Source organism: Mesorhizobium sp. M1143 (assembly GCF_040318435.1).
Lineage (GTDB): Bacteria > Pseudomonadota > Alphaproteobacteria > Rhizobiales > Rhizobiaceae > Mesorhizobium.
Window position 1 is genome coordinate 61,813 of sequence record NZ_JAMYMJ010000017.1, and the last position, 24,990, is coordinate 86,802.

The window sequence follows — 24,990 nt, forward strand, 5'->3', positions numbered from 1 at the left end:
CATTCAGTCATTGCGCCTGAAGTTGCGGATCCGGTCGAACAGCACCGCGAGCAGGATGGCGCCGCCGATGAACACGCCTTGCCAGAAAGCATTGATGCCGAGCAGACCAAGGCTGTTGCGGATCACTTCGATGAGCGCGGCACCGACAATGGCGCCGAAGGCGGTGCCGACGCCGCCGGCGAGATTGGCGCCGCCAATGACCGTGGCGGCGATGACCTGCAGTTCCATGCCGGTTCCGAGATTGGTGGTGACGGCGCCCAGCCATCCGGTCTGGATGATGCCGGCAATGCCCGCCGCCAGCGCCGAGATCATATAGACGGCGACCTTGATCTGCTTGACGGGAACGCCGGTCAGCGTCGCCGCGTGCTCATTGCCGCCAATGGCGAAGATGTGGCGGCCAAACTTGGTCCAGCGCAGCGTGAATCCGGTGATCAGCGCCAGAAGGATCATGTAGAGGACCGGATTGGCGATGCCGAACACCCAGGCGCCGCCGCCCAGCGCCAGAAGCTTGTCGTGATCCGGGCCGAACTGGAAGACGACAGTGTTGTTGGAGGCGACCATGGCGAGGCTGCGGGCAATCGACAGCATGCCGAGCGTCACCACGAAGGGTGGAAAGCCGAGATAGGCGATCATGATGCCGTTGAAGGCGCCTATGGCGAGCGCAGTGGCGATCGAGGCGAGGATGCCGACTTCTATGGAGTAGCCGGCATGCATGGTGACGGCCAGCACCATCGACGACAGGCAGAGCACCGAACCGACCGACAGGTCGATGCCGCCGGTGATGATGACGAAGGTCATGCCGAGCGCGATGATGGCGACGAAGGTGATGTTGCGGGTGATGTTGTACAGGTTCTTCGACGTGGCGAAGGCGTCGGTGGCAAAAGACAGGAACAGGCAGGCCAGGATGACCGCGATCACCACCCAGAAGGTCTGGCTGGCAAACAGTCTTGCCGGCAAGGATTGCTGCTTTTGTTCGATCGGCTGGTCAATTGTCAGTGCCATCGTCGACCTTCATGTGCTGTGCGTGGTGAAATTCGCTGAGATCAAACCTGTTCGATGGCGCCGGTGATCAGCCCGGTGACTTCCTCGGGCGAACTTGACGCAATCGTCTTGTCGGCGACCTTGCGGCCGCGCCGCATGACGATGACGCGGTCGGCGACGGTGAACACGTCAGGCATGCGGTGGCTGATCAGCACCACTGCGATGCCTTGGTCGCGCAAATGGCGGATCAGGTTCAGCACTTCGGCGACCTGGCGCACCGAGATCGCGGCCGTCGGTTCGTCCATCAACACGATCTTGGCCTGCGACAGCATGGTGCGGGCAATCGCTACTGCCTGGCGCTGGCCGCCCGACATCTGCTTGACGAGGTCGCGCGGACGGGTCTCGGACTTCAACTCGGCGAAGAGCTGGCCGGCGCGCTTGTACATGGCGGCATAGTCGAGGATGCGTAAAGGGCCGAGGCCCCGGCGCAATTCACGGCCGAGATAGACATTGGCGGCGGCGGTCAGATTGTTGCACAGCGCCAGGTCCTGGTGGACGATCTCGATGCCGTGCTGGCGAGCTTCCGCCGGCTTGTGCAGGATCAACTCCTTGCCGTCCATGCGCATGACGCCATGGCTGGGGCGGAAATTGCCGGCGATCATCTTGACCAGTGTCGACTTGCCGGCGCCGTTGTCGCCCATCAGGCCGACCACCTGTCCGGGCTCGATCGACAGCGATACGTCGTTGACCGCCTGGATGGCGCCGAAATGCCTCGAGATATTGGTGAGTTCGAGAACCGCCACCAGTCTTTGCCTCCCCGTGTTTTGCGACCCGCTGCTGTTCCCGGCGTGAATGCCGGCGCTGCTTTGGCCCCGCTCTCCCCATCTCCTCCCGGAAACAGCGTCAGCGTTCTTTTACGCAAAAGCCGGCGCTCGTCAATCAATTGTCGGACGAATTGAAGCGTTGGTTATCCAAAAATCCGTTTTGTAGGACAAATAGCATTGACGTTGGCCGCAAGCCGATATTAGCTAAGCGTCGGAGGAGATTATGCCGATGCCGCTGGCGGTTAGCCGGGCGGAATCGGCGGAGGTTTATCGGTCGAGGTTGCGGCGCCACCCTTGTGTTGAGCCGGGCCAATGCCGCATCTGGAAATGCTTATCGATCTGTCTTGGCGACACGAGTGCTCGTGAAACGAACCTCAGTCATCAAGCATCCGGTCGATCTGTGTGGCGGGCACGCCGTGTCCGTCTGTTTCAAGGGAGGACTGACATGAGGAAAACACTTTTGCTCGCCGCCGTCGCCGCCATGGCGCTGGGCGCCGGGCCGGCTTTGGCCAAGAAACAGCTCGTCATCGTGGTGAAGGGTCTCGACAATCCATTCTTTGAAGCCATCCACCAGGGCTGCGAGAAATGGAACAAGGAAAATGCCAGCTCGGAATATGAATGCTTCTACACCGGCCCGGCATCGACCTCCGACGAGGCCGGCGAAGCGCAGATCGTCCAGGACATGCTGAGCAAGGCCGACACGGTGGCAATGGCGATTTCGCCATCCAACGCGCCGCTGATCGCTCAGACGATCAAGACCGCCAATCCGACGATCCCGATCATGACGCTCGACGCCGATCTCAGCAAGGAAGATGCCGCGCTGCGCAAGACCTATCTCGGCACCGACAACTATTTGATGGGTCACAAGATCGGCGAGTACATCAAGAAGGGCAAGCCGAACGGCGGCACGATCTGTACCATCGAAGGCAATCCCGCGGCCGACAACATCCTGCGCCGCGCGCAGGGCATGCGTGACGCGCTGTCGGGCAAGGAAGGCCTGGCGGCACTTGCCGGCGAAGGCGGCTGGACCGAAGTCGCCGGTTGCCCGGTGTTCACCAATGACGACGGCGCCAAGGGCGTGCAGGCGATGACCGACATCCTCGCCGCCAATCCCAAGCTCGACGCCTTCGGCATCATGGGCGGCTGGCCGCTGTTTGGCGCACCGCAGCCCTATCGCGACCTGTTCGGGCCGCTCAAGGACCGCATCGCCAGCAACGACTTCGTCATCGGCGCCGCCGATACGATTGGCGATGAAGTGGCGATCGCCCGTGACGGCCTTGTAACTGCTCTGGTTGGTCAGCGGCCGTTCGAAATGGGCTACAAGGCACCGTCGGTGATGATCGATCTGGTCGAAGGCAAGGCCGTCGCCGATCCGGTGTTCACCGGCCTCGACGAATGCACCAAGGACACGGTCGACACCTGCATCCAGAAGTAGGTTCTCGATTTCGGGGCGCCCTTTGACGGGCGCCCCGTCTCTTCCCGGACGGACGCAACGGTTGGGGCAGCAGGCTCCGGCTTTGACGCGTCTGTAGTTTGGATTTTCGGCAACGAGATCGGCGCGCCGTGCAGGTTCGGACCAGTCCGGACGCAGACGGCCGACGCATTGGAACGTGAATGCCGGACGAGAAATCAAAGAAGCGAACCGAGCGGGCCAAGGCACAAGCCAGCCGCGGTCCGGCTGTCATGCGCAGAGCCGGTGCCGCGCATTTTCCGGGAGCGAGCGTCCATGTCTCGCTGGCCGGCGAGATCGGCCTCAGAATCGTGCGCGGCGATTATCCGCCCGGCACCATTCTGCCCAACGAGGCCAAATGGGCCGAGATCTTCGATGTCAGTCGTTCGGCGGTGCGCGAAGCCATCAAGATGCTGATGGCCAAAAGCCTGCTGGCTTCACGGCCCAAGATCGGCAGCTGGGTCGAGCCCAGGGAACGCTGGAACCTGCTCGACCGCGATGTGCTGGCCTGGTACGCGACCGGGCCGGACCGGGAGGCCTTCCTGCGCACGGTGCAGGAGTTCCGTCACATCATCGAGCCGGAAGCGTCGGCCTTTGCCGCCACGCGGCGCAGCGACGAGCAGATGGACGAGATCAGCCAGGCCTGTCGTGAGATGGGCGAGGCTCTGAACCTGCAGGAGCGTATCCGCGCCGATACGCGTTTTCACCTCGCCATACTGCGCGCCTCGGGCAACGATCTGCTGGTGCCGCTTGGCGTTCTGATCGAGTCGGCGCTCGATCATCTCTTTGTCTTCGTCACACGCGAGACCAGCGATCAGCGGCGGGCGCAGGCGCTGCATGAGGCCATCGAGAAGAACATCCGCCTGCAGCGCCCTGCGGCCGCGCGCAATGCGGTGCACAAACTGCTCGCCAACACCGACGATGTTATCGGCCGGTCGAGGCGCTGACACAGGCTTTTCGCCACCTCAAATCGTCTGCTTCTTGCCATCCTTGCTGGGCATCAGGTCGACGCCGTTGACCTTGCCGATATATGTCGCCAGCATCGGCACGAATTGCTCGGCCGGGCCAGTGGCATGGGCACCGGCGAAGGAGTTCTTGGTGGCGTTGCCGAGCGGGTTGGCGATGCCGGCCGCACCCGCCATCGATTCCAGATAGGTCAGGTCCTTGAAGGCGTTGGCGATGGTGAATTTATGCGCGTCGCGGTCGCCCTCCAGCGTCCAGCGCATGAAGGTCTGGTAGAAGCCGCAATCCATGCGGCCGTTGCGGATGACGCTGTCGAAACGCGGTGGCGAGATGCCGACCTTTTCGGCCAGCGCCAGCGCCTCGGAATAGATCGCGGCATAGCCCAGCGAGATGAAGTTGTTGAGCAGCTTCATGCGGTGGCCGTCACCGGTATCGCCAATATGGACGATGCGGCCGGCCCAGGTTTCGATGACCGGCTTCACACGGGCAAACAGCGCGTCGGGCGCGCCGACCATGGCGTCGAGCGTGCCTTCCCAGGCTTCCTTCGGGGTGCGGCTGAGCGGTGCATCGACGAAGTCGACGCCGATCTCCTTCAGTTCCGCCGCCAGCGCCACCGTCGAGACCGGATCGGCGGTCGAGCAGTCGACGACGACCGAACCCTTCTTCAAGCCCTCCTTGAGGCCGCCGGGGCCGCGGATGATGGCTTCCACCTCGCGCGAGCCGGTGACGCAGATGAAGACGATGTCGGACGCCGCCGCCACGTCGCGCGAAGTCGCCGCCTCCTTGGCGCCTCGGCCAATCAGGTCCTCCGCCGGCTTGCGGTTCTTGCGGCCGAGGAAGGTCAGGCCATAGCCCTTGTCGACGATGTTCTTGGCAATGCCGTGCCCCATCAGGCCAAGGCCGATAAAGCCGATCTTTTCGCTCGCGGCGGTCGTGGTCATGTCTTGAAGTCCTGTTGCGATGATTGATATTGGGCGCCGCCGTCTGGCGGGCGAGGGTGGTTGCGGAATGCCATATTGTCTGACAATACACGGAAATCCTAGGCATCGGAGACGAAAATGACAAAGCGGATCATGTTCACCGGCGGCAGCGGCAAGGCCGGTCGCCATGTCGTGCAATATCTGGTCGAACAGGGCTGCCAGGTGCTCAACATCGACACCAGGCCGCTCGACAATCCCAAGGTGCGCACGCTGATCACCGACATCACCGACAGCGGCCAGGTGTTCAACGCGCTGTCGAGCTATATGGGCCTGCATGAATTCGACCCGTCGCTGCGGCCGCAGCCGGTCGATGCCGTGGTGCATTTCGCCGCCATACCGCGCATCATGATCACGACCGACAATGAGGTGTTCCGCATCAATGCGATGGGCACCTACAACGTCATCGAGGCGGCGGTGAAGCTTGGCATCCCCAAGGTGGTGATCGCGTCCAGCGAGACCACCTACGGCGTGGTGTTCGCCAACGAACCGCGCGACCCCAAATATTTTCCCCTCGATGAAGAATACGACGTCGATCCGATGGACAGCTATGCTCTGTCCAAGGTCGTCAACGAGCACACGGCGCGCGCCTTTGCGCAGCGCAACGGCACCGATATCTATGCCTTGCGCATCGGCAACGTCATCGAGCCGCACGAATATTCGCTGTTTCCGAAGTGGTTTGCCGATCCGGGCTTTCGCAAGCGCATCGCTTGGAGCTATGTCGACGCGCGCGATCTCGGCCAGATCGCGCTGCGCGCCGTTGAAACGGACGGGCTCGGCTTCCAGGTGTTCAACGCCGCCAATGACGACACCTCGTCCGACCTGCCGACAGCGGAACTGTTGAAGCGGTTTTATCCCGACGTGCCGGTCAAGACGCAGCTCGGCGAATATGAAACGCTGCTCTCCAACCGCAAGGCCAGGGACATGCTCGGCTTCCGTCCCGAGCACAGCTGGCGCAAATACGTCAAATAGGTCTGGCAAATTGGGCTTTGGGGCAAGGTTGTAACCTGATCTGTGCACAGCCACAGGCTTTGCCGCCTGCGCCCGGTCCTCTGCTTGACAGCTTTCGAAATCCGGACTTTGTGGATGCATGAGGGACGGAAAGCCGAATAAGGGAAAGAAGTCTGACAAGACTGAGACAGCCGAGCGCCCGGCTGCCGTTCGGCGGGCTGACGCCACCCGGATGCCCGGCACCAGCGTGCATGCCTCGCTGGCCAGCGAAATCGGGCTTCGGATCGTGCGCGGCGACTATCCGCCAGGCACCATCCTGCCCAATGAAGCCAAATGGTCCGAAACCTTCAACGTCAGTCGCTCTGCGGTGCGCGAAGCGATCAAGATGCTGATGGCCAAAAGCCTTTTGGCATCGCGCCCCAAGATCGGCAGTTGGGTGGAGCCCAGGGAGCGCTGGAACCTGCTCGATCGCGATGTGCTCGCCTGGTACGCGACCGCGCCCGACCGTGAGGTGTTCCTGAAGACGGTGCAGGAATTCCGCCACATCATCGAGCCGGAAGCGACTGCCTTCGCAGCCATGCGACGCACCGAGGAGCAGATGGCCGAGATCAGCCAGGCCTGCCGCGAGATGGGCGAGGCGTCGAGCCTGCAGGAGCGCACGCGCGCCGACACACGTTTCCATCTGGCCATCCTGCGTGCCTCCGGCAATGACCTGCTGGTGCCGCTCGGCGTGCTGATCGAATCCGCCTTCGATCATCTGTTCACCTATACGACGCGCGAACTCGACGATCTGCAGCATGCACAGCAACTGCACGAGGCGATCGAGAAGGCCATCCGCCTGCAGCGGCCGGAGGCGGCCCGCAACGCGGTGCGCAAGCTGCTCGCCAATACAGACGGCGTCATCAACACCCGGTAGGATGTGCTGAAATTCAGGTGAGGCGGGCCTGCAAACGCCGGCTTTCTGCGCTTCCGGTGCTCACGTACTTAAGTACGCTCCGCTCCGGTTCTCGAACCCAATGTTTTCGGCGCGGCCTGACCTGAATCTCAACACATCCTGCGAGCGCTCAGCCGGCCTGCGAAGTGGCCAAATGCTGCCTGGTCAGCGCGATCAGCAGCGCCTGGTCGCGCGCGGCGTGCTCGGGGCGGTTGACCACCTCGTCGCCATTGACGATCGCACCCCAGAAGCCGCGCAGTTCCTCGACGAAGGCTTCGCCGTAGCCGGCGCGTAGATCCTTCCTCGACAGTGTGTGGCCGTCCGAGGTCTTCACAGTCAGCCGGGTCGGGTGATGGTTGAGCCAGGGCGAGGGGAATTCGAGCTCGAGGCTGGCAGCGTCGAAGAAGAGCGTGATGCGTTCCTTGTAGTCGGCGAGCTTCGGCACGGTGAGATGCGTCATCGTCCACAGCGCCTGGCCGTCGAGCAGTTTTACCGCGCCCTGGCCGCCATCGCCATTGGCGAAGATCTGCGCGCCGACAACCTCGCCCTCCGGCACGCCGAGTGCGTCGAGCAGTCCGTGCACGGCATTCACATCGTGAATCAAGGCGGAGCTGTAAGCGCCGATAAATCCACAGAAAGCCAGATCGGTCATGGGCTGGCCGATGGCGCGCTCGACCTGTTGTTTCTGCTTGCTTTGCGCGGCGGCAATCAGCTCCTCGGGAATGTCGTTGCCGCGCTTGTAGCGCTGGTGGGCGATGAACGGCCAGGCATCGGGATCGTTGACCTCGACCGAGACGGACCGCAACGTCTTTGCCGTGCCGGGCAGCGAGGCCAGCGCCAGCCGGTAGCTCGGATCGAAGCGCTTCATATAGCCGACCTGCATGACCTTGCCGGCCTTGTCGCGCGCGGCGACGATCTCGGCGATTTCCGCCGGGGAATAGCAGAGCGGCTTTTCGCTGAAGACATGCAGGCCGCGCCCGAGTGCGGCCAGCACCTGCTCGTGATGCAGCGGGTCGGGCGAGCCGATGACGACGGCGTCGAGCTTCTGGCCGAACAGTTGCTCCGGCGTTTCGAAATTGGCGATGCCGTGAATTTCGCTGACATATTCCCGCGAAATCCTTGACGGGTCGGCAACGCCGACCAGTTCGAACAGGTCGCCGAGCCGCAACAGGTTTGGAATATGCTCGACCTGCGAAATCATGCCGGCGCCGATGACGCCGACGCGTATCCTGCTCATGCTGTTAATACTCTCTGCAAAAGTGTTCCAGGCTCAGGGTGCGGCGGCCGGCCGGTTGCCGATCTGCGCCAACAGCCCGGCAATCTCAGCTTCCACCGCCTTCAAATCCTCGCCGCCCGACATGATGGAAATCACCTCGTCGCGCGAGATCTCGGACTTGGCGTATGTACCGCGATTGCGGCCGCGGTTGAGCAGCGTGAAAGTGTCACCGACAGGGTAGGCGTGGTGGATGTTGTGGCTGATGAAGATCACGGCCAGGCCGCGCATGCGCGCCTCGATGATGAATTTCAGCACCATCGCCGCCTGATGCACGCCGAGCGCCGAGGTCGGTTCGTCCAAAATCAGCACCTTGGCGCCGAAATGCACGGCGCGTGCGATCGCCACCGACTGGCGCTCGCCGCCCGACAGCGTGCCGACGGCCTGCGTCGGGTCGCGCACGTCGATGCCGATATCGGCCATCGCCTGGCGGGCAATTGTGTTGGCGCGCTCCTTGTCGAAGCGCGAGAAGGGCAGGCGGCTTCTGGTCGGCTCGCGGCCGAGGAAGAAGTTGCGCGTGATCGACATCAGCGAGATCATGCCGAGGTCCTGGAAGACCGTCGCGACGCCGAGGTCCTGCGCGTCGCGCGGGCTGCGGAACGTGACGGGCTTGCCGTCGACGAAAATCTCGCCCTTGGTCGGCCGGTGCACGCCCGACAGAACCTTGATCAGCGTCGATTTGCCGGCGCCGTTGTCGCCCAGCAAGCAGTGCACCTCGCCGGGATAGACCTTGATGTCGATATCCTGCAGCGCGCGCACCGAGCCGAAATTGACCGACACACCACGCAATTCCATGGCTGGCTGGATGGCCGGGGACGGGTTTGGGTAGGTCATTTGCCGCCTCCGCGTCCGAGCGCCTTGAGGCGGATGTAGTTGTTGACCAGCACGGCCATCAAAATGACGATGCCGAGGAAGACCTTGAACCAGTCGGTGTCGATGCCGGTGTAGAAGATGCCCATCTGCACCAGGCCGAAGATCAGCGCGCCGAACAGCACGCCATAGACGGTGCCGTAGCCGCCGGTGAGCAGCACGCCGCCGATGACCGCGGCGATGATCGCCTCGAATTCCTTGAGCAGGCCGCGCGTGGTGTCGGCGGAGCCGGCCTCCATCACCTGGATGGTGGCAAGCAAGGTCGCGGCACAGGCGGTGTAGATGAACAGCGCGATCTTAACCCGGTCGACCGGCACGCCGACATTGCGGGCGGCATTGAGGTCGCCGCCGGTGGCGAAGATCCAGTTGCCGTATTTGGTCTGGGTCAAGACATAGCCGGCAAGCGCTGTCAGTCCGAGCCACCAGACGATCGACATCGGAATGCCGACGACGAAGGGAATGCCGTCGGTGCGGGTGGCGATCCAACCTTGCGTGCCCATCCATTGGAAGAAGCCGGTCAGGAGATGGCCGTTGAACAGGCCCGCGGTTGCCGGGTCCGGCGCGCCGTCGAGGATGTAGGGGATCTGCGTGCGGCCGGTGACGGCGCGGGTGATGCCGATCGATAGGCCGCGCAGGATGTAGAGCGACGCCAGCGTCACGATGAAGGAGGGCAGGCGGGTCTTCACAACGATCAGCCCGTTGACGTAGCCGGTGAGGATGGCGACAGCGAAGGCGCAGGCGATGCCGCCCCACAGCGGTAGGCCCCAGTATTTCACCGTCAGCCCGATGACGACGCCGGCGAAGCCGACCATCGAGCCGACCGAGAGATCGAACTCGCCGGCGATGATGAGAAGGGCTGCGGCAGTGGCGATGATGCCGAGTTCGGCCGCCAGCGTCAGGAAGGTCATCGACCCCTGCAGCGAATAGAGGTTCGATGCACCCGGCAGCAGGGCGAAGATGATAATGGTGGCGATGAGGCCGCCGGCGGCACCGGCTTCGGGCCGGCGCAGCCATTGAGTCAGCCGGCCGGTGCTGGCCAGCCGCTCGTCAGCACGGGCCGGCCGTTTCGACATCATGCCGAAACGGTCCTTGCCCAGTACCCCGGGGGCCGGCGCTTCTGGAGGTATCGCCTTGTCTTCCACAACAGCCATTAGGCTCCCCAATCGCTCACTTCGCAATCTCGACCAGAGACGGGGAGCGCATGGCGGCTCCCCGATCCGTTTTGGTCTTGCCTTAGCGGATGCCGTCCTTGGCGAGCGCCAGGATCGCCTTGGCCTTGTCGGGCGAGTCGATGAACAGCGGGCCGGTGTAGGCGTTGTTCTGCGGCCAGAAGCCATGTGTGGCATGCTCGACCAGATAGATCACCGGCAGGTATCCCATCAGATATTGCTGGGCGTCCATGCCGAAGCCCATTTCGCCGGCGACGACGGAATCCAGGACTTCGGGGCTGATGTCGAAGGTGTAGAGCTTGATCTTGCCGAACAATTCCTTCTGCCGGAAGAACGGGATCAGCGGATTGGCGGCGGTGGCGCCGAGCGCGAAGACGGCCTGGGTGTCGAGATGCGCCGACAGATAGGCCTCGGTGCGGCGCTGGATGTCGGCCGGATCGGGCGACACGGTAAGCACCTCGGTGCCGCCGCCTGACGGCTTCAGCCCGTCATTCAACCCCTGGCAGCGCTGGTCGAGGCTGACATTGCCGACCTCGTGGTTGATGCAGACGACCTTGAGCGTGCCTTCCTTGGCCAGGCGCTCGCCGGCCTTCTTGCCGGAATCATATTCGGAGACTGTGCCGACATAGAGAGAGGTGCCGAGTTCGGCGCCTTCCTTCTCGCCGGAATCCAGCACGACCATCGGAATGTTGGCGGCAAGTCCGGCCTTGACCGATTTACCAAGCGCATTGGCGTCGGCAATGGAGACGGCGATGCCGTCTGGATTGGTGGCGATGGCCGCGTCGAGCAGGCGGGCCTGTTCGACCACGTCGAACACTTGCGGCGCATAATATTCGACCTTGGCGCCCGTGAGCGCCGCCGCATCGTCGACGCCGCGCTTGACCACCGACCAGTAGGGATCGGAGGCCGAGCCATGCACCACGAAGGTGATGCGGACATCCTTGGGATCCTTCAGGCCGGCCGCTTGCACGACGCCCGCCAGCATACTCATCGAGACAAGCGCGCCGAGCGCCAGTTTCAGAACAGTCTTCATGTCATTCTCCCATTGTCGTTGCAGTTCCAATTCCCTCTTTGCGCCTCGGCCGACCGGATCGGCTTACGGTGCTGCCCGGGTGGCCGCTTTGCGGGCCTTTGCCGGTGTCGATGCCCCGAGCCGTGCACGAAGCTCCTCGCGCAGCGGCTTCATGCCGATGACGTCGATGTCCTGCGCGCCGAGCCAGTCGCGGAAAGCCTGGTCGCGGAAGAGTTCATATTCCTCGGTGCGGATATAGGCGGAGCGCGGCTCGATGAGTTCCAACTCGCCCGGCGCATTGAAATGCAGGCAAAAGAAGGTCAAGCCTTTGCGGACTCCTTCGACCAATGCCTTGTAGGCTGGCTCTATCGGCTTTGAGCGTGGACGGCCCCAGGTCGTCTGTATGGCAGCGTCGAAGATGACAAAGCCCTTGGCCCGGGCTTCAGTGACGCCGCGCTGGAAGGCCGCTTCGGTGACGCCAACCAGATTGTCGTTGGGCGAATAGGCCGACAGCGTTTTGGTCAACAGCACCGGCAGCCGATATTCCAGGCCGAGCTTGATGTAGACGTCGCAAAACTCGGGCGACAGCGCTGCCCCCATATGGGCGTCAAGATGAGTGACGTCGATGCCGGCGCGGTAGGCGGTGTCGATCTGCGCGCGAAGCTCGGTTTCCACCGCTTGCGGTGCTGCCTTGCGGCGGGTGGTCGCGACATCGGGCCAGAAATAGCCGAACTCGTCCGTCAGGCCGGCCGCGCGCGACGGCGACGTCAGCGGCCGCCATTTGTAGTGCTGCTTTTCGCTGTTCAGCGTCAGGTGGACGCCGAGATCGAGCCGGGGATCGGCGGCTGCCGCTTCGGCCACCTCAGGGAACCATGGGCACGGCACCATCACGGCGCCGGAGCTGCAGGCGCCCAGTGCGGTCAGTTCGAGGAAGGCGCTGTTGGCGCCATGGCACATGCCTACATCGTCTTCATGCAGGACGAGCTGTCGCGTCATGGACGGCCACCGTTTTGCCGGCCACCATCTTGCCGGCCACCATCTTGCCGGCACCCTTTCGAGGGTCTTCCAAAGTGTGTCCCGTGCTGCATGGAACCGACCGTTTGCCCAACTGGACGCGATGGAACGCCCAATGCGGGCTTTCCAACAGGGCCACTTCAGCGAATTCGGATGGGTACGATTTTTCCGCGGGCCTGCATTCTGGAATGTCGATTTCATTCGTTATGCCCACAGTCGGCGCTAAACGCCGCTCCGACGTGAGCAGGATGGCTTGGTCCGATCGCAGCGGAGTGGTTCTTTCAAACAGCGGCCGCAGGCGTACTGCTTTCATACCATCAGCGATGTGGAGACTTGCCATGTACACTGCCGGCGAAGAAGAGATCGAAGCCATTGCCAGGGTGATCCGCTCGGGTGCGCTGTTTCGCTATGGCGAGAACAGCGAGTGCAACCGCTTCGAGGCCCGCTATGCCAGGCATCTCGGCGTCGAGCATTTTGCGCTGGCCGCCAGCGGCACCTATGGGCTCGCCGCCGGCCTGATCGGCCTCGGCATCGGCCCGGGCGATGAGGTGCTGGTGCCGGCGCACACCTATATGGCGACCGCCACAGCAGTGCTGTCGGTCGGCGCCATTCCGGTCATTGTCGATATCGACGAGAGCCTGACCATCGACCCGGCCGCTCTGCGCGACGCCGTCGGCCCGCGCACCAAGGCGGTCATCCCGGTACATATGTGGGGTGCGGCCTGCAACATGAACGCCATCATGGACATCGCTAAAAAACGCGGTCTGCTCGTGCTGGAAGATGTCTGCCAGGGCATTGGCGGCGGCTATGAGGGCAAGAAGCTCGGCTCCATCGGCCATGCCGGCGCCTACTCCTTCAACTACTTCAAGAACATCACGTCGGGCGAGGGCGGCGGCATCGCCACCAGCGATCCGAAAGTGGCCGAGCGCGCGCGCTGCGCCATCGACCCCTGCCACTTCTACTGGCAGGGCCGCAGCGACAGCATCAAGCCGTTCGCCGGCATCGGCGCGCGCGCCTCGGAATTGATGGGCGCGATGCTCAATGTCCAGCTCGACCGTCTGGACGGCATCATCGAGGCGATGCGGGCGGAGAAGAAGAAGGTGCTGGCCGGCACGCGCCATCTCGGCAATCTCGGCCTGACGCCGTCGCCGATGAACAGCCCCGACGACGATTGCGCGGCACAGGTAATGTATCTGCTGCCCAGCGAACAGGCGGCGCAGACTTTTTCGAAGACCATTCCGAGCGTCATTGCCGGCAAGACCGGCCGCCACAATTTCACCCAGTGGGACCAGGTGCTGATGCATGAGGGCGCGCATCATCCGGCGCTCAATCCGTACACGCTGCCGGAAAACAAGGGCCTGCGGCTGACCTATGCCGACGACCTCGGCAAGGGTTCTCTCGACATCCTCAACCGCACGGTGATGATCGCGATGAATCCGGCGCATGGCGACGCCGACATCGACGACATGATCCATAACATCGATGCGGCGGCCCGTGTGGCGCTGGAGAATGCCTCGCTGGACGATGTCGAGGTGCGCAAGGCAGCGCCCGTCGATCTGCAGAAATTCGATAGTGTGAACTGAAGCGCTCAGCGCTGGATCGGCCTATTGCCGGTCCAGCCGCATGAAGGCAGCGCGCAACGCCAGCACCGCGCGCAGGATCTGGCGTTCGTCCATCGCGGCATAGCCGAGCAGCAGGCCGTGTTCCGGCTCGCTCGAATGGTAGTTGATCGAGATGCCCTGCACGTCGAGGCCCTCCTTGACGGCGGCGGCGACGACGTCACTGTCCTTGTAGGGTCGGACAAAACTGGCCAGCAGTTGCATGCCGGAATCGTTCTCGGTCACTGTCAGCCATTCGGCCAGATGCTCCTGGCACAGCTTGACGAAATTGGCTTGCCGGCGCGCATAAAGGCGGCGCATGCGTTTCAGATGTGTGGCGAAATAGCCTTGCGTGATGAAGTCGTTGACCGTCGCCTGCAGGATCAGCGGCGCGAACTGGCCGGTGATCGAGACGGCACGGTCGAAGGGCACGGACAGTTCGCGGGGTACGATGAGATAGCCGATGCGCAGCGCCGGGATCAGCGTCTTGCCGAAGGAACCAATATAGACGACGCGGTCGGCATGATCGAGGCCGCGCAGCGCCGGCACCGGCCGGCCGCGATAACGATATTCGCCGTCATAATCGTCCTCGACGATCCAGGCGCCGTGGCGTTCCGCGATGTCAAGCAGCTGCAGTCGTTCCTCGATGCGCATGATGGTGCCGAACGGCCACTGACAGGATGGCGTCACATAGATTAGGCGCGGCGGCGGCAGCTCTGGGTCTGCGAGATGCCATCCAAGGCGATCGACCTTCAAGGGCGCAAGCTGCGCGCCGCTGGCGAGAAAGGCGCTCTTGGCGCCGAGATAGCCGGGCTCCTCCATCCAGACATGGTCGCCTTCGTCCATCAGCACGCGCGAAGCGAGGTCGAGTGCTGCCTGCGCGCCGGTGACGATGATGACCTGGTCGGCGGTGCAATTGATGCCGCGCGACAGGCTTATGGTCGAGGCGATGGCCTGGCGCAGGCCGGGATGGCCGGCAAAGGAGATATAGCCGAGCAAATTCTCATCGCGGCTGCGCGCATTGCGCACCAGAAGGCTCGACCAGATGGTGAAGGGAAAGGATGCCGATTCCGGCACGCCCGGATGGAAGTTGATGACGCCGGCATTGCGTGGCGGCTGCGGGCCGTTGACGATGGTCTGACCGCGCCGCGAGAGTTTTTGCGGGGCGGCGAGGCCGGCGCGCAGCGCGGCCGGCGGGCGTTTCTGCTGGATCGGCGCCACCCAGGTGCCGGACCCGGCGCGCGCCTCTATAAACCCTTCGGCGAGCAGCTGGTCGTAGGCGGCGATCACCGTGTTGCGGCCGACCTTGAGATCCTCGGCCAGCGAGCGTGTCGAAGGAAGCAGCGTGTTCTGCTGGATCTGGCCGTCGAGGATGAAGCGCCGCAGGGCGCCGTAGATCTGCCGGTGCATCGGTTCGTCCGAGCCGCGGTCGACCGACATGATGTCGAGGGAAAGGCGCATATGGTCGGCCAAGCTAGTCTCCGACCAACCTGGCGGCGCGGGCGATCTTCTCTTCGTTAAGCAGGCAGACAGTCTCCAGCACCAGCCGTCTGGTTTCGGGATGAACCTCGCGGCTGTTCTTCAGCGCGCGGTGAACGGTTGCCGCGCCGAGTTCCGCCTTCTCGGCGATCTCACGGATGGTGCAAAGCCGTTCCATGCCGAGTGCCGCCTCGAATGCCATGTCGCTCCTCCATCTGCATCAAGGCATGCCTCGTTCCCAGCCTCAAGCTGGAAACGCCGGGCCGGCAACTCGGGGGCAAAAATTTCGATGCCAAGAACTGTGCGATCCGCGCCGCCAAGGGAGGGCGGCGGCGCGGATCGCCGGGCGCTTTCGCGTCGCTACCCCTACCGAGGCGCGCGCCCAACCGGCCCAACCACCAGCCCCCCGGCGGTGGTTAGGCCATGTCTCGTATTGCCACGTCGAACCCGGCCGCGCAGGCCGTTTTGAGAAGCGAAGCGTAACCTTTCGTGGCATAGGTCAAGGGGTGTGCCTTGGCCGGATCCTGCTCGGCCTCAACGACGATCCAGCCTTCGAAGCCATGGCTGGCCAGAGGCTGCAGCAGCGACAGGAAATCGACGGAGCCATCGCCAGGCACGGTGAAGATTCCTTCCATCACTGCCGCCATGAAGCTCATGTCCTCGCGCCGTGCCTTCTCCAGCACGGCCGCGCGGACGTCCTTGCAATGAAAATGCACGATGCGGTCGAGATGCCGGTTCAGGAGCGAGGCCGGGTCGCCGCCCGAAAACAGGCAATGGCCGGTATCGAACAGCAGGCCGACGCTCTTGCCGGTTGCGGCCATCAGCCTGTCGACCTCGTCATCGCTCTCGACGATGGTGCCCATATGGTGATGGAAAGCCATGCCGACGCCGAAGGCAGCCATGCGGTCGGCGAGTTCGGTCAGCTTCTCGCCATAGGCGGTCCATTCGCCGTCAGCGAGGCGCGGACGCTGCGAGATCGGTGCGAAAATGCCGTCATGACGGCCGCGCGAGGTGTCGGCATAGACCACGCCGGCGGCCGGGGGGACGCGCAGCAGGGTCAGATGCGAGGTGACGGCGGCGAATTCCTCGTCGACCGTGCGGTCGAGGATGCGGCCGTCATACCAGCCGGAGACGAGCTCCAGTCCGTAAGAAGACAGGATCGGTCCAAGCTCGTCGCTTCGCCTGGGGAATTTGCCGCCGAGTTCGGTGCCGCGATAGCCGGCCTGCCTGGTTTCCGACAGGCATGTCGCGAGCGGCGTATCGCCGCCGAGTGCGGGAACATCGTCATTGCTCCAGGTGATGGGATTGATGCCGATCTTGACCGTCATGCCGCTACTTCAAAGGGCTCGGGGAAACACAAAGCCGAGGCCGGCAAACTGAGGGGAAAGAGGACCTGTCACTAGGTCCAGTTGAGGTGAATTTGGCAGAGCCAATCGGGAGCGCTAAAGCGCGTCCCGTTTGAACGGACTAAGTCGACGCGCTTAGGTCTTGGTTTATGCATGTCGTTGTCTCAAAACCGGCGCCACTTTTGAGCGACATGCATTAATCCTGCTGCGGCCGTCCGAAGGCCGCGCGCAGTTCGTCCTTGGCGTCCTCGAGCACTTTCCGGCGCGCCTGCGGCAGGTTCTTGCCGGCGCGGTTGATGTAGAAATTCAGCATCGCCATGGCCGACTGAAACGGCTCGGCCTTGCGGCGGTCGCTGTGCTCGGCCGAGCGCTTGAGCGAGGCCGCGATCTTCCTGGCGTCGTCGGCTTCGAAGATATGGTCCTCAAGGTCCATCGCATCGCTATGCTCGGTCACCTCGGCCGACCATTTCTTTTTCGCGGTCATGACAAACTCCTTCCTGTCGCAAAACTCGGGCAGGCCGCCGCCGGTTCCCGAGAAAGTCGCCGGGCCGCTGGAGCCACGAATCATGGCCCTGTGGCGCTGCCCGTCGCGGTGAATGCGCCGATAGTGGCGACACAACGGTCGACTTCCCAGGACCGTAGACAGGAAACGCCTTGACCCCGATCGTCGCCAATCAGGCGGATAGCCCCGGCATCGACAGCAGCTACGCCTGGATGCGGCTTGCCATCTCCATGCTGCTGGCGACGATCGGTGCGGTCGGCATGTGGGCCGTCGTCGTCGTGCTGCCGGCCGTGCAGGCCGAGTTCGGCGTTGACCGCGCCGCGGCATCGATGCCCTACACCGCAACCATGATCGGCTTCGCCGCCGGCAATGTGCTGGTTGGCCGCGCGGTCGATCGCATGGGGTATTGGATCCCGGCACTGCTATCCTCGGTGGCTCTCGCCGCCGGCCTGCTGCTCGCCGCGTTGTCGACCTCTATCCTGCAATTCACCCTTGCCCAGGGCGTGCTGATTGGTGTCGGCACATCGGTGATCTTCGGGCCGCTGATCGCCGACATCTCGCACTGGTTCAACCGTCGGCGCGGCGTCGCCGTCACGGCGGCGGCGGCTGGCAACTATCTCGCCGGAGCGCTCTGGCCAACCATCATGCCGACACTGATCAAGGCGGAAGGCTGGCGCTTCACCTATGCCGGCATCGGTGTCTTCTGCCTGGTCACCATGGTGCCACTGGTGCTGTTGTTGCGGCGCGCTGCTCCGGCGGCGGCTGCCGCCGGTTCACCCGGAAGCCGGCCAGTGCAGTCGATTTCGCTGTCGCCGGCGGCGTTACAGGTGCTGCTGATCGTTGCCGGTCTCGGTTGCTGCGTGGCGATGTCGATGCCGCAGGTGCACATCGTCGCCTATTGCATGGATCTTGGCTACGGCATTGCGCATGGCGCCGACATGCTGTCGATCATGATGGCGGCGGGCGTCGTCAGCCGGCTCGCCTCCGGCTTTGTCGCCGACCGCATCGGCGGCGTGAAAACCCTGCTTATCGGTTCCGTGCTGCAATGCCTGTCGCTTTTGTTTTACATCCCGTTCGACGGGCTTGCCTCGCTCTATGTCGTGTCGCTGGTGTTCGGCCTGTCGCAAGGCGGCATCGTGCCTTGCTATGCCATCATCGTGCGCGAATACCTGCCCGCCAGGGAGGCCGGCCAGCGTATCGGCATCGTCATGATGGCGACCATCTTCGGCATGGCGATCGGTGGCTGGATGTCGGGCTGGATCTACGACCTGACCGGCTCCTACGCCGCCGCGTTCCTCAACGGGATCGCGTGGAACTTGCTGAACATAGTGGCCATCGGGCTGCTGCTGTGGAAAGCAAAACGCAGTGCTGCCCTGATGGCTTAGGAAGGCAGGATTGCCCTGTTGCTTGACAAGGGCGATTGGCTGCGCGACGCCAGCAGGCGAGTGGGTGCGGCAGCAGCCGGTTGGCATGGTGGCGGTGGAAAAGCTGAACATGGTTTCGCAAGGGCGCAGCGGCCGGGGCCCGGCACGTGGAGGATGTCCATGACCAAGCCGCGCTCGCGTCGTGGGGGCGGCCGCCCGACCCTATCAGATGTGGCGCGCAAGGCCGGCGTCGGCGCCATCACCGTGTCGCGGGCGCTGCGCGAACCGGAACGCGTCAGCCAAGATCTGCGGCGCCAGATCCAGGCCGCCGTCGACGAACTCGGTTATGTCCCGGATCCCAATGCACGGGCGCTGGCCTCGGCGCGCGCCGATGTGTTCGGCGTGCTGGTGCCGTCGCTGACCAACAACGTCTTCGCAGAAGTGGTGCGCGGCATCTATGACAGCCTGTCGGACGGCCCGTTCCGCGTCCAGCTCGGCAACACCCATTATTCCGGCCTCGAGGAGGAGCGCCTGCTGCAGGTGTTCGCACCGCAGCGCCCGGCGGCGCTGATCGTGGCCGGCATCGACCAGACGCCGACCTCGCGAAAGCTGCTGGAGAGCGCGGGCTGCCCGGTGGTGCAGGTGATGGAGACCGGGCCCGATCCGGTCGACATGCTGGTCGGCTTCTCGCATTTTGACGGCGGCCGCACCGCGACCGAGCATCTGATCGAGGCCGGCTACCGGCGGATCGGCTTCATCGGCGCACGCATGGACCCGCGCTCGCAGCGGCGGCTTGCCGGCTACCGCGCGGCAATGGAGAAGGCCGGCCTGTTCGACCCCCGGCTGGTCACCACCACGCCGCTACTGTCCAGCGTGACGCTCGGCCGCGAGCTGCTTCGCGATGCGCTGGCCAAGATGCCGGCGCTCGACGGCGTCTTCTGCAACAATGACGACATCGCGCTCGGCGTTTTGTTCGAATGCCATAGCGCCGCGCTCAACGTGCCGAAAACAATCGGCATTGTCGGCTTCAACGACCTCGAAATGATGCAGGCGGCGTTCCCGCCGCTCACCAGTATCCGCACCCCTCGCTATGAAATCGGCCGTCGGTCTGTCGCCATGGCGCTGGCGGCGATCGCAGGACGAAGGCCTGAGCAGCGGGTCGTCGATCTCGGTTTCGAACTCAAGCCCCGCGAGAGCACCGCACGCTGAACAGGCTTTGGCGGCCTCAGCAAATGGTGCTTTACACAACGTGATGGTAGCGCTACCATTTTCGTCGGGCAGACGTTTTGATGAAAGGCCGCCCTGTTTATTATACATAAGCAACAGCTCATGCTTGTTTATTATGTATAATATGCTAGTTTCGTTTCTCGCCTGTGAAGCGGCGAGGGGGAGGGGATCGGGCCGGCTTCGGGCCCTTGAGACGTGGCGCCGGCCAGGCTGGAGGGCCTTCGGCAGGCGTGGAAACCACACCACGACAAATTGCATCAAATAAACAAGCAGCAGCAAACAAAACTACAACTGGGAGGAATATCGATGATCAAGTCACTTGTTGGTGGCATCGTTGCCGCCACTGCATTCGTCATGCTGAGTTCGTCGGCCATGGCCGACCCAGAAGTCGTCAAGGGACCGTCGGCTGAGCCGGATTGCTTTGCGCCCTGGGCGGCCGATACGCAGTTCTTCAAGTTCCCCAAGAAAGACGGCCCATACCGCATCGCGCTCGCCAATGGCTATATCGCCAACACTTGGCGCATCCAGATGGTGCAGACCGCCAAGGCCTATGCGGCCCAGCCGGAGGTCGCCGCGAAACTGAAGGAATTCAAGGTCGTCTCGACCGGCGAGGACGTGCCGGCTCAGATTTCGGCGATCAACAACTTCATCGATTCCGGCTATGATGCGATCGTCGTCAACGCCCAGAACCCGACCGCTTTCGGGCCGGTCATCAAGCGCGCCAAGGAAGCTGGCGTCATCCTCGTCGCCTTCGACAATATTCTCGATACCAAGGACGCCATCAACGTCAATGTCGACCAGAAGGGCCTTGGCGAATTGTGGGGCAAATGGCTGGTCGGCCATGTGCCGAATGGCGGCAAGGTGCTCGAAGTGCGCGGCGTTGCGGGGACTTCCGTCGACACCGACCGTCACAACGGAATCCATGAAGCGCTCGATGCCTCCGGCAAGAAATGGGACGTCACCGAGGTGGTCGGCAAATGGGACGACGGCGTGGCACAGAAGGCCACGGCCGACGCCATTGCCACCAACGGTCCGTTCGACGGAATCACCGGGCAAGGCGGCGACACCGGCATCGTGCAGGCGATGATCGATGCCAAGCATGCTTTCGTGCCGTTCGGCGGGGAGACCGAGAACGGTTTCCGCAAGTTCTGCGCGGCACATGCCGGTGACGGGCTGAAATGCTCATCGGCTGGCACCGGTCCGGCGCAGGTCGCGGTCGCCATCAAGACGGCGATTGCCGCGCTCGAAGGCAACGTCGTGCCGCAGGCGGTGAAACTGCCGCTGGCGATCGTCGAGGATCCGAACTTCAAGGCCGGTCAGGATTTCTTCCCCGACCAGTCCGACAATTTCTTCGTCGGCAATTCCTTCCCGACCTGCGGCATCAATTTCACCGCGCAGGAAATCATGGGCCAGACCAAAGCTGACCAATAGGGCTGACCAATAGGCGGTAGGCGGCATATCCGGCGCCGCGGGATCTCCGCGGCGCCGGCCACTCGATATCCCTTGAAGTCAAACTGCCTCGGGAGGGCCGATGGACGGTGCGGTTCCGCTCTTCCGGATGGAAGGCATATCCAAGCGCTATGGTGGTGTGCGGGCGCTGGAAAAGGCCGAGCTTTCGGTCGCGTCCGGTAGCATCCACGCCATTCTCGGCGAAAACGGCGCCGGCAAATCGACGCTGATCAAGGTCATGGCGGGCGTCGTCGCGCCCGACGAAGGCCGCATGATGCTGAACGGCGGCGAGGTGACGTTCGCTTCGCCTGCTGCTGCAAACAAGTCCGGCATCGTCTGCATCTTCCAGGAGCTGTCGCTGGTTCCCGAACTCAGCGTTGCCGACAACATCGTCATCTCCGATCCGCCGAAGCGTTTCGGCATGATCGACCGCAAGGCGCAGCGCCGCATTGCCGAGGATGCGCTGGCACGCGCAGGTGCGGCCGATATCCATCCATTGGCGCTGGTCAAGGATCTTCCGCTTTCAAGAAGACAGATGGTCGAGATTGCCAAGGCATTGGCCAGGAAGCCGCGCATCCTGATCCTCGACGAGGCGACCTCGGCGCTGACCGCGACGGACGTCGCCAGGATATTCAGCGTGCTCAAGCGGTTGCGCTCGGAAGGGTTGGCGCTGCTTTACATTTCGCACCGCATGAACGAGATCGCCGAGCTTGCCGACCACTGCACGGTGTTTCGCAACGGCCGCAATGTCGCCAGCTACAAGGCAGGCACAAAGAGCGACAACGAAGTCGTCGAACTGATGATCGGGCGCGAATACAGCCATATTTTCCCGCCCAAACCCGCGCGCACCGCAGCCGCCGCCGTTCCTGTGCTGGAGGCGCGCAAGCTGTCCTGGACGGACCGGCTGGACAATGTCTCGCTGACGGTCGGGGCAGGCGAGGTCGTCGGCCTTGGCGGCCTGGACGGCCAGGGCCAGCGCGAATTGCTGCTTGCCTTTTTCGGTGTGCTGCGCGGCCTCGGCGGCCAGATCCTTATCGACGGCAAGCCTGTTTCGATCGCCAGCCCCCAAGCGGCGCGCGACGACCGCATCGGCATGGCGCTGATCCCGGAGGACCGCAAGACCGAAGGCCTGATGCTGCCGATGACGGTGCGCGAGAACCTCTCCTTTGCCGCCCTAGACCGGCTGTCCAAGGCCGGCATCATCGACCGCGCCGCCGAACAGCGGCTGATCGACGACATGGTCGGGCTGCTGGCGATCAAGACGGCCGGCCTCGACATTCCGGTCGGTGCGCTGTCGGGGGGCAACCAGCAGAAGGTGGTCATCGCCAAATGGCTGATGCGCCAGCCGCGTATCATCCTGCTCAACGATCCGACGCGCGGCATCGACGTCGGCACCAAGCAGGAACTCTATCAACTGATGCGCAAGCTGGCGGATGCGGGGGCAGCGATCCTGTTCTATTCGACCGACTATGACGAACTGATCGGCTGCTGCGACCGCGTGCTGGTGCTCTATGACGGCGCGGTCAAGCGCGAGCTGGTCGGGGCCGAGATCACCGAGCGGGCGCTCATTGCAAGCGCGCTCAACATCCACGGCGATGACGGCGCGAGAGACGATGCCGGCGCAAGACAGGGAGCGGACGCGTGAAAGAGTGGCGCTACTGGCTGGCCGAGCAGCGCGGAACACTGATGGCACTCGGCATATTCATTGTCATGTTCGTCATCTACACCTCGAACCATCCGGCGGGCTTCACCGCCAATGTCGTGCAGACGGCGTCCAACAAGGGCGTGCTGCTCGCCTTCGTCGCCATGGCGCAGACACTGGTCGTGATCACCGCCGGCATCGACCTCTCCGTCGGCATGATCTTCACGCTGACCAATTGCCTCGCCTCCTGGCTAGTCATCGGCACCGGCCTCGAGACCGCTTTCGGCGTCATCGCCGTGCTCGGCACCGGGTTCCTGTGCGGGGCGATCAACGGCGCCATCGTCATCTACGGCCGCCTGCAGCCGATCGTCGCCACGATCGCCACGGGTGCGGTCTATTTCGGCATCGCGCTGCTGCTGAGGCCGTTTCCCGGCGGTTCGGTCAACGAAGGTCTCGCCGACGCGCTGACCGGACGCCTGTTGGGCGTGGTGCCGGCGAGCCTGGTCGTGCTGCTCGCCGTCGTGCTCGTGGTCTGGGTACCGTTCAGCCGCTCGGTGCTCGGGCGCGCGGCCTATGCGGCCGGATCCTCGGAGACGGCGGCCTACATGTCCGGTGTGCCGATAAGGCGCGGCAAGTTCGCTGCCTACGCGCTCGCAGGCCTGTTGGCCGCGATCGGCGGACTGTTCCTGACCTTCTTCACCTATACCGGCGATGCAGCCTATGCCAGTGGCAACGCCTATACGCTGTTTTCGATTGCCGCGGTGGTGCTGGGCGGCGTCTCGCTGTTCGGCGGCAAAGGCAGCGCCATCGGCGCCATCTTCGGCGCGCTGGCCTTCCGCACCATCGGCGACCTGTTGTTCGTGTTCGATTTCGACCCGCTATGGCAGCCACTGTTCCAGGGCGTTATCCTGCTGGTTGCGGTCAGCCTCGGCGCCTTCGCACTGTTTCGGGTCCGCAACCGGCTGGAGTGGTTCCTGTGAGCGAAACGACGTTGGGCGGCATAGCCGGCCGCATGCCGAAATTCATCCGCCGCGCCGATCCGGCGGTGCTGACGGCCTTCGCCTGCATCGTGCTGTTGCTGTTCCTAGGCAGCCTCTATTCCAGGAGCTTTCTGTCGCCTGAATATCTCTTGCAGCAGCTCAAGGTGGCCTCGTTCCTCGGCGTCATCGCCACAGGCATGATGCTGGTCATCCTGCTAGGCCAGATCGACCTGTCGGTGCCGTGGGCGGTGGCGGCGGGCGCGATGATGGCGTGTGCGGCTGCGGCCTATGGCCCGATCGGTGTGGCGCTGGCCATCCCGTTCGGCATCTTCTGCGGGGTGCTGATCGGCATCGTCAACGGCTTTGGCGTCGCCTATCTGCGCATACCCTCGATGATCATCACGCTCGCAACCAACGCTGTCGCTCAGGGGCTCATGGTCGTTTATACCGGCGGCTACTCGCCACAGGATTCGGCCACCGGCGCCATGCGCTATCTTGCGACAGGTTTTACCATTCCAGGCGTGCCTAACGCCGTCATCATCTGGGCCCTGATTGGTGCCGCGATGGTGTTCGTGCTGTCCCGCACCAGCTTCGGCCGCACCGTCTACGGCATCGGCAACCGCGAGCGTGCCGCCTATCTCTCCGGCATCGATACAAGGCGCGTGGTGATGATCGCCTTCGCTATCTCAGGCGGGCTGTCCGCCTTTGGCGGAGTGCTTCTCGCCGGCTATGCCTCCAAGGCGGCGCAATCGATGGGCGATGCCTATCTCCTGCCGTCGATCGCCGCCGTGGTTCTGGGCGGCACCTCCATCCTGGGTGGCCGCGGCTCCTATCTCGGCACCGTCGCCGGTGTCATTCTGATCACCCTCCTGCAGTCCATACTCTCGGTCATGCAGATGCCGGAGGCGGGGCGGCAGATCGTCTATGGCCTGGTCATCGTCGCCATGCTCCTGCTCTACGGCCGCGCGCCGGCAAGCCGCTGACC

The 24,990-nt window shown here is 63.5% G+C and carries 24 protein-coding genes; 11 read left to right on the forward strand and 13 right to left on the reverse strand.

Annotated features, from left to right (window positions below):
- Window positions 1-3 precede the first annotated feature (3 nt).
- Together NKH35_RS14555 and NKH35_RS14560 are read right to left on the reverse strand one after the other, a co-directional pair.
- Complete coding sequence (locus NKH35_RS14555; RefSeq protein WP_023673048.1) at window positions 4-1,002, reverse strand: ABC transporter permease; 999 nt, start codon at window positions 1,000-1,002, stop codon at window positions 4-6.
- Window positions 1,003-1,043: 41 nt separating this feature from the next.
- On the reverse strand, window positions 1,044-1,784 hold the full coding sequence (locus NKH35_RS14560) for an ATP-binding cassette domain-containing protein (RefSeq protein WP_023682237.1): 741 nt from the start codon (window positions 1,782-1,784) through the stop codon (window positions 1,044-1,046).
- A 466-nt stretch (window positions 1,785-2,250) separates the two neighbouring features.
- Between NKH35_RS14560 and NKH35_RS14565 the strand changes: the two genes are divergently transcribed.
- Both NKH35_RS14565 and NKH35_RS14570 read left to right on the forward strand, forming a co-directional pair.
- A complete protein-coding gene (locus NKH35_RS14565; protein WP_023673050.1) occupies window positions 2,251-3,240 on the forward strand; it encodes a sugar-binding protein in 990 nt (329 codons plus the stop codon).
- Between the two features lie 179 nt (window positions 3,241-3,419).
- Complete coding sequence (locus NKH35_RS14570) at window positions 3,420-4,202, forward strand: FadR/GntR family transcriptional regulator (RefSeq protein ID WP_023733128.1); 783 nt, start codon at window positions 3,420-3,422, stop codon at window positions 4,200-4,202.
- Between the two features lie 18 nt (window positions 4,203-4,220).
- Here NKH35_RS14570 and NKH35_RS14575 read toward each other — a convergent pair whose 3' ends face one another.
- Window positions 4,221-5,159, reverse strand: a complete 939-nt coding sequence (locus tag NKH35_RS14575) for an NAD(P)-dependent oxidoreductase (RefSeq protein WP_023687954.1) — start codon at window positions 5,157-5,159, stop codon at window positions 4,221-4,223.
- Window positions 5,160-5,276: 117 nt separating this feature from the next.
- Here NKH35_RS14575 and NKH35_RS14580 point away from each other — a divergent pair, with 117 nt between their 5' ends.
- Together NKH35_RS14580 and NKH35_RS14585 are read left to right on the forward strand one after the other, a co-directional pair.
- A complete protein-coding gene (locus NKH35_RS14580) occupies window positions 5,277-6,167 on the forward strand; it encodes an NAD-dependent epimerase/dehydratase family protein (protein WP_023733126.1) in 891 nt (296 codons plus the stop codon).
- Between the two features lie 118 nt (window positions 6,168-6,285).
- Complete coding sequence (locus tag NKH35_RS14585) at window positions 6,286-7,062, forward strand: FadR/GntR family transcriptional regulator (RefSeq protein ID WP_023733125.1); 777 nt, start codon at window positions 6,286-6,288, stop codon at window positions 7,060-7,062.
- A gap of 148 nt (window positions 7,063-7,210) precedes the next feature.
- Here NKH35_RS14585 and NKH35_RS14590 read toward each other — a convergent pair whose 3' ends face one another.
- From NKH35_RS14590 to NKH35_RS14615, 6 genes are all read right to left on the reverse strand, one after another.
- Window positions 7,211-8,317: a Gfo/Idh/MocA family protein gene (locus NKH35_RS14590; RefSeq protein ID WP_023733124.1), complete on the reverse strand. Its 1,107-nt coding sequence runs from the start codon at window positions 8,315-8,317 to the stop codon at window positions 7,211-7,213.
- Between the two features lie 33 nt (window positions 8,318-8,350).
- Window positions 8,351-9,187: an ATP-binding cassette domain-containing protein gene (locus NKH35_RS14595; protein ID WP_023712088.1), complete on the reverse strand. Its 837-nt coding sequence runs from the start codon at window positions 9,185-9,187 to the stop codon at window positions 8,351-8,353.
- Window positions 9,184-10,299 carry an ABC transporter permease gene (locus NKH35_RS14600; protein WP_352915095.1) on the reverse strand — a complete coding sequence of 372 codons (1,116 nt, stop codon included), beginning with the start codon at window positions 10,297-10,299 and terminating at the stop codon, window positions 9,184-9,186. The genes NKH35_RS14595 and NKH35_RS14600 overlap by 4 nt, the downstream gene beginning before the upstream one ends.
- 157 nt (window positions 10,300-10,456) lie before the next feature.
- The gene (locus tag NKH35_RS14605; RefSeq protein ID WP_023682230.1) at window positions 10,457-11,425 is read right to left on the reverse strand and encodes a rhizopine catabolism ABC transporter substrate-binding protein; all 969 of its coding nucleotides are present in this window, start codon (window positions 11,423-11,425) and stop codon (window positions 10,457-10,459) included.
- A gap of 63 nt (window positions 11,426-11,488) precedes the next feature.
- A complete protein-coding gene (locus NKH35_RS14610) occupies window positions 11,489-12,400 on the reverse strand; it encodes a polysaccharide deacetylase family protein (RefSeq protein WP_352915072.1) in 912 nt (303 codons plus the stop codon).
- The gene (locus tag NKH35_RS14615) at window positions 12,375-12,758 is read right to left on the reverse strand and encodes a hypothetical protein (protein ID WP_352915075.1); all 384 of its coding nucleotides are present in this window, start codon (window positions 12,756-12,758) and stop codon (window positions 12,375-12,377) included. Before NKH35_RS14615 ends, NKH35_RS14610 begins: the two co-directional genes overlap by 26 nt.
- Here NKH35_RS14615 and NKH35_RS14620 point away from each other — a divergent pair.
- Window positions 12,757-14,001, forward strand: a complete 1,245-nt coding sequence (locus NKH35_RS14620; protein WP_352915077.1) for a DegT/DnrJ/EryC1/StrS family aminotransferase — start codon at window positions 12,757-12,759, stop codon at window positions 13,999-14,001. The genes NKH35_RS14615 and NKH35_RS14620 overlap by 2 nt on opposite strands.
- Window positions 14,002-14,022: 21 nt before the next feature.
- On the opposite strand, the gene mocR is transcribed toward NKH35_RS14620, so the two are convergent.
- The 4 genes from mocR to NKH35_RS14640 form a co-directional block, all read right to left on the reverse strand.
- Window positions 14,023-15,489 carry a rhizopine catabolism transcriptional regulator MocR gene (mocR, locus tag NKH35_RS14625; protein ID WP_023696197.1) on the reverse strand — a complete coding sequence of 489 codons (1,467 nt, stop codon included), beginning with the start codon at window positions 15,487-15,489 and terminating at the stop codon, window positions 14,023-14,025.
- A gap of 1 nt (window position 15,490) precedes the next feature.
- The gene (locus tag NKH35_RS14630) at window positions 15,491-15,697 is read right to left on the reverse strand and encodes a LacI family DNA-binding transcriptional regulator (RefSeq protein WP_023682225.1); all 207 of its coding nucleotides are present in this window, start codon (window positions 15,695-15,697) and stop codon (window positions 15,491-15,493) included.
- Between the two features lie 214 nt (window positions 15,698-15,911).
- Complete coding sequence (gene iolE, locus NKH35_RS14635; protein ID WP_352915080.1) at window positions 15,912-16,823, reverse strand: myo-inosose-2 dehydratase; 912 nt, start codon at window positions 16,821-16,823, stop codon at window positions 15,912-15,914.
- A 214-nt stretch (window positions 16,824-17,037) separates the two neighbouring features.
- Window positions 17,038-17,325 (reverse strand): DUF3175 domain-containing protein, encoded by a 288-nt coding sequence (locus NKH35_RS14640; RefSeq protein ID WP_352656156.1) that lies wholly within the window; start codon window positions 17,323-17,325, stop codon window positions 17,038-17,040.
- Between the two features lie 230 nt (window positions 17,326-17,555).
- On the opposite strand from NKH35_RS14640, the gene NKH35_RS14645 reads away from it, so the two are divergent.
- From NKH35_RS14645 to NKH35_RS14670, 6 genes are all read left to right on the forward strand, one after another.
- A complete protein-coding gene (locus tag NKH35_RS14645; RefSeq protein ID WP_352915098.1) occupies window positions 17,556-18,728 on the forward strand; it encodes an MFS transporter in 1,173 nt (390 codons plus the stop codon).
- A gap of 159 nt (window positions 18,729-18,887) precedes the next feature.
- Window positions 18,888-19,916 carry an HTH-type transcriptional regulator GntR gene (gene gntR / locus NKH35_RS14650; RefSeq protein ID WP_023682222.1) on the forward strand — a complete coding sequence of 343 codons (1,029 nt, stop codon included), beginning with the start codon at window positions 18,888-18,890 and terminating at the stop codon, window positions 19,914-19,916.
- 324 nt (window positions 19,917-20,240) lie between these two features.
- A complete protein-coding gene (locus NKH35_RS14655) occupies window positions 20,241-21,365 on the forward strand; it encodes a sugar ABC transporter substrate-binding protein (protein WP_023682221.1) in 1,125 nt (374 codons plus the stop codon).
- A 100-nt stretch (window positions 21,366-21,465) separates the two neighbouring features.
- A complete protein-coding gene (locus NKH35_RS14660; RefSeq protein WP_023815609.1) occupies window positions 21,466-23,028 on the forward strand; it encodes a sugar ABC transporter ATP-binding protein in 1,563 nt (520 codons plus the stop codon).
- The gene (locus tag NKH35_RS14665) at window positions 23,025-24,005 is read left to right on the forward strand and encodes an ABC transporter permease (RefSeq protein ID WP_023733121.1); all 981 of its coding nucleotides are present in this window, start codon (window positions 23,025-23,027) and stop codon (window positions 24,003-24,005) included. The genes NKH35_RS14660 and NKH35_RS14665 overlap by 4 nt, the downstream gene beginning before the upstream one ends.
- Window positions 24,002-24,988 (forward strand): ABC transporter permease, encoded by a 987-nt coding sequence (locus tag NKH35_RS14670; protein ID WP_023673071.1) that lies wholly within the window; start codon window positions 24,002-24,004, stop codon window positions 24,986-24,988. Before NKH35_RS14665 ends, NKH35_RS14670 begins: the two co-directional genes overlap by 4 nt.
- Window positions 24,989-24,990 lie beyond the last annotated feature (2 nt).

Coding starts and splice junctions, on each gene's coding strand:
- NKH35_RS14555 (WP_023673048.1), bottom strand. CDS start 1,002: ATGGCACTGACAATTGACCAGCCGATCGAACAAAAGCAGCAATCCTTG.
- NKH35_RS14565 (WP_023673050.1), top strand. CDS start 2,251: ATGAGGAAAACACTTTTGCTCGCCGCCGTCGCCGCCATGGCGCTGGGC.
- NKH35_RS14570 (WP_023733128.1), top strand. CDS start 3,420: ATGCCGGACGAGAAATCAAAGAAGCGAACCGAGCGGGCCAAGGCACAA.
- NKH35_RS14575 (WP_023687954.1), bottom strand. CDS start 5,159: ATGACCACGACCGCCGCGAGCGAAAAGATCGGCTTTATCGGCCTTGGC.
- NKH35_RS14580 (WP_023733126.1), top strand. CDS start 5,277: ATGACAAAGCGGATCATGTTCACCGGCGGCAGCGGCAAGGCCGGTCGC.
- NKH35_RS14585 (WP_023733125.1), top strand. CDS start 6,286: ATGAGGGACGGAAAGCCGAATAAGGGAAAGAAGTCTGACAAGACTGAG.
- NKH35_RS14590 (WP_023733124.1), bottom strand. CDS start 8,317: ATGAGCAGGATACGCGTCGGCGTCATCGGCGCCGGCATGATTTCGCAG.
- NKH35_RS14595 (WP_023712088.1), bottom strand. CDS start 9,187: ATGACCTACCCAAACCCGTCCCCGGCCATCCAGCCAGCCATGGAATTG.
- NKH35_RS14600 (WP_352915095.1), bottom strand. CDS start 10,299: ATGATGTCGAAACGGCCGGCCCGTGCTGACGAGCGGCTGGCCAGCACC.
- NKH35_RS14605 (WP_023682230.1), bottom strand. CDS start 11,425: ATGAAGACTGTTCTGAAACTGGCGCTCGGCGCGCTTGTCTCGATGAGT.
- NKH35_RS14610 (WP_352915072.1), bottom strand. CDS start 12,400: ATGACGCGACAGCTCGTCCTGCATGAAGACGATGTAGGCATGTGCCAT.
- NKH35_RS14620 (WP_352915077.1), top strand. CDS start 12,757: ATGTACACTGCCGGCGAAGAAGAGATCGAAGCCATTGCCAGGGTGATC.
- NKH35_RS14615 (WP_352915075.1), bottom strand. CDS start 12,758: ATGGCAAGTCTCCACATCGCTGATGGTATGAAAGCAGTACGCCTGCGG.
- NKH35_RS14630 (WP_023682225.1), bottom strand. CDS start 15,697: ATGGCATTCGAGGCGGCACTCGGCATGGAACGGCTTTGCACCATCCGT.
- iolE (WP_352915080.1), bottom strand. CDS start 16,823: ATGACGGTCAAGATCGGCATCAATCCCATCACCTGGAGCAATGACGAT.
- NKH35_RS14640 (WP_352656156.1), bottom strand. CDS start 17,325: ATGACCGCGAAAAAGAAATGGTCGGCCGAGGTGACCGAGCATAGCGAT.
- NKH35_RS14645 (WP_352915098.1), top strand. CDS start 17,556: ATGCGGCTTGCCATCTCCATGCTGCTGGCGACGATCGGTGCGGTCGGC.
- gntR (WP_023682222.1), top strand. CDS start 18,888: ATGACCAAGCCGCGCTCGCGTCGTGGGGGCGGCCGCCCGACCCTATCA.
- NKH35_RS14655 (WP_023682221.1), top strand. CDS start 20,241: ATGATCAAGTCACTTGTTGGTGGCATCGTTGCCGCCACTGCATTCGTC.
- NKH35_RS14660 (WP_023815609.1), top strand. CDS start 21,466: ATGGACGGTGCGGTTCCGCTCTTCCGGATGGAAGGCATATCCAAGCGC.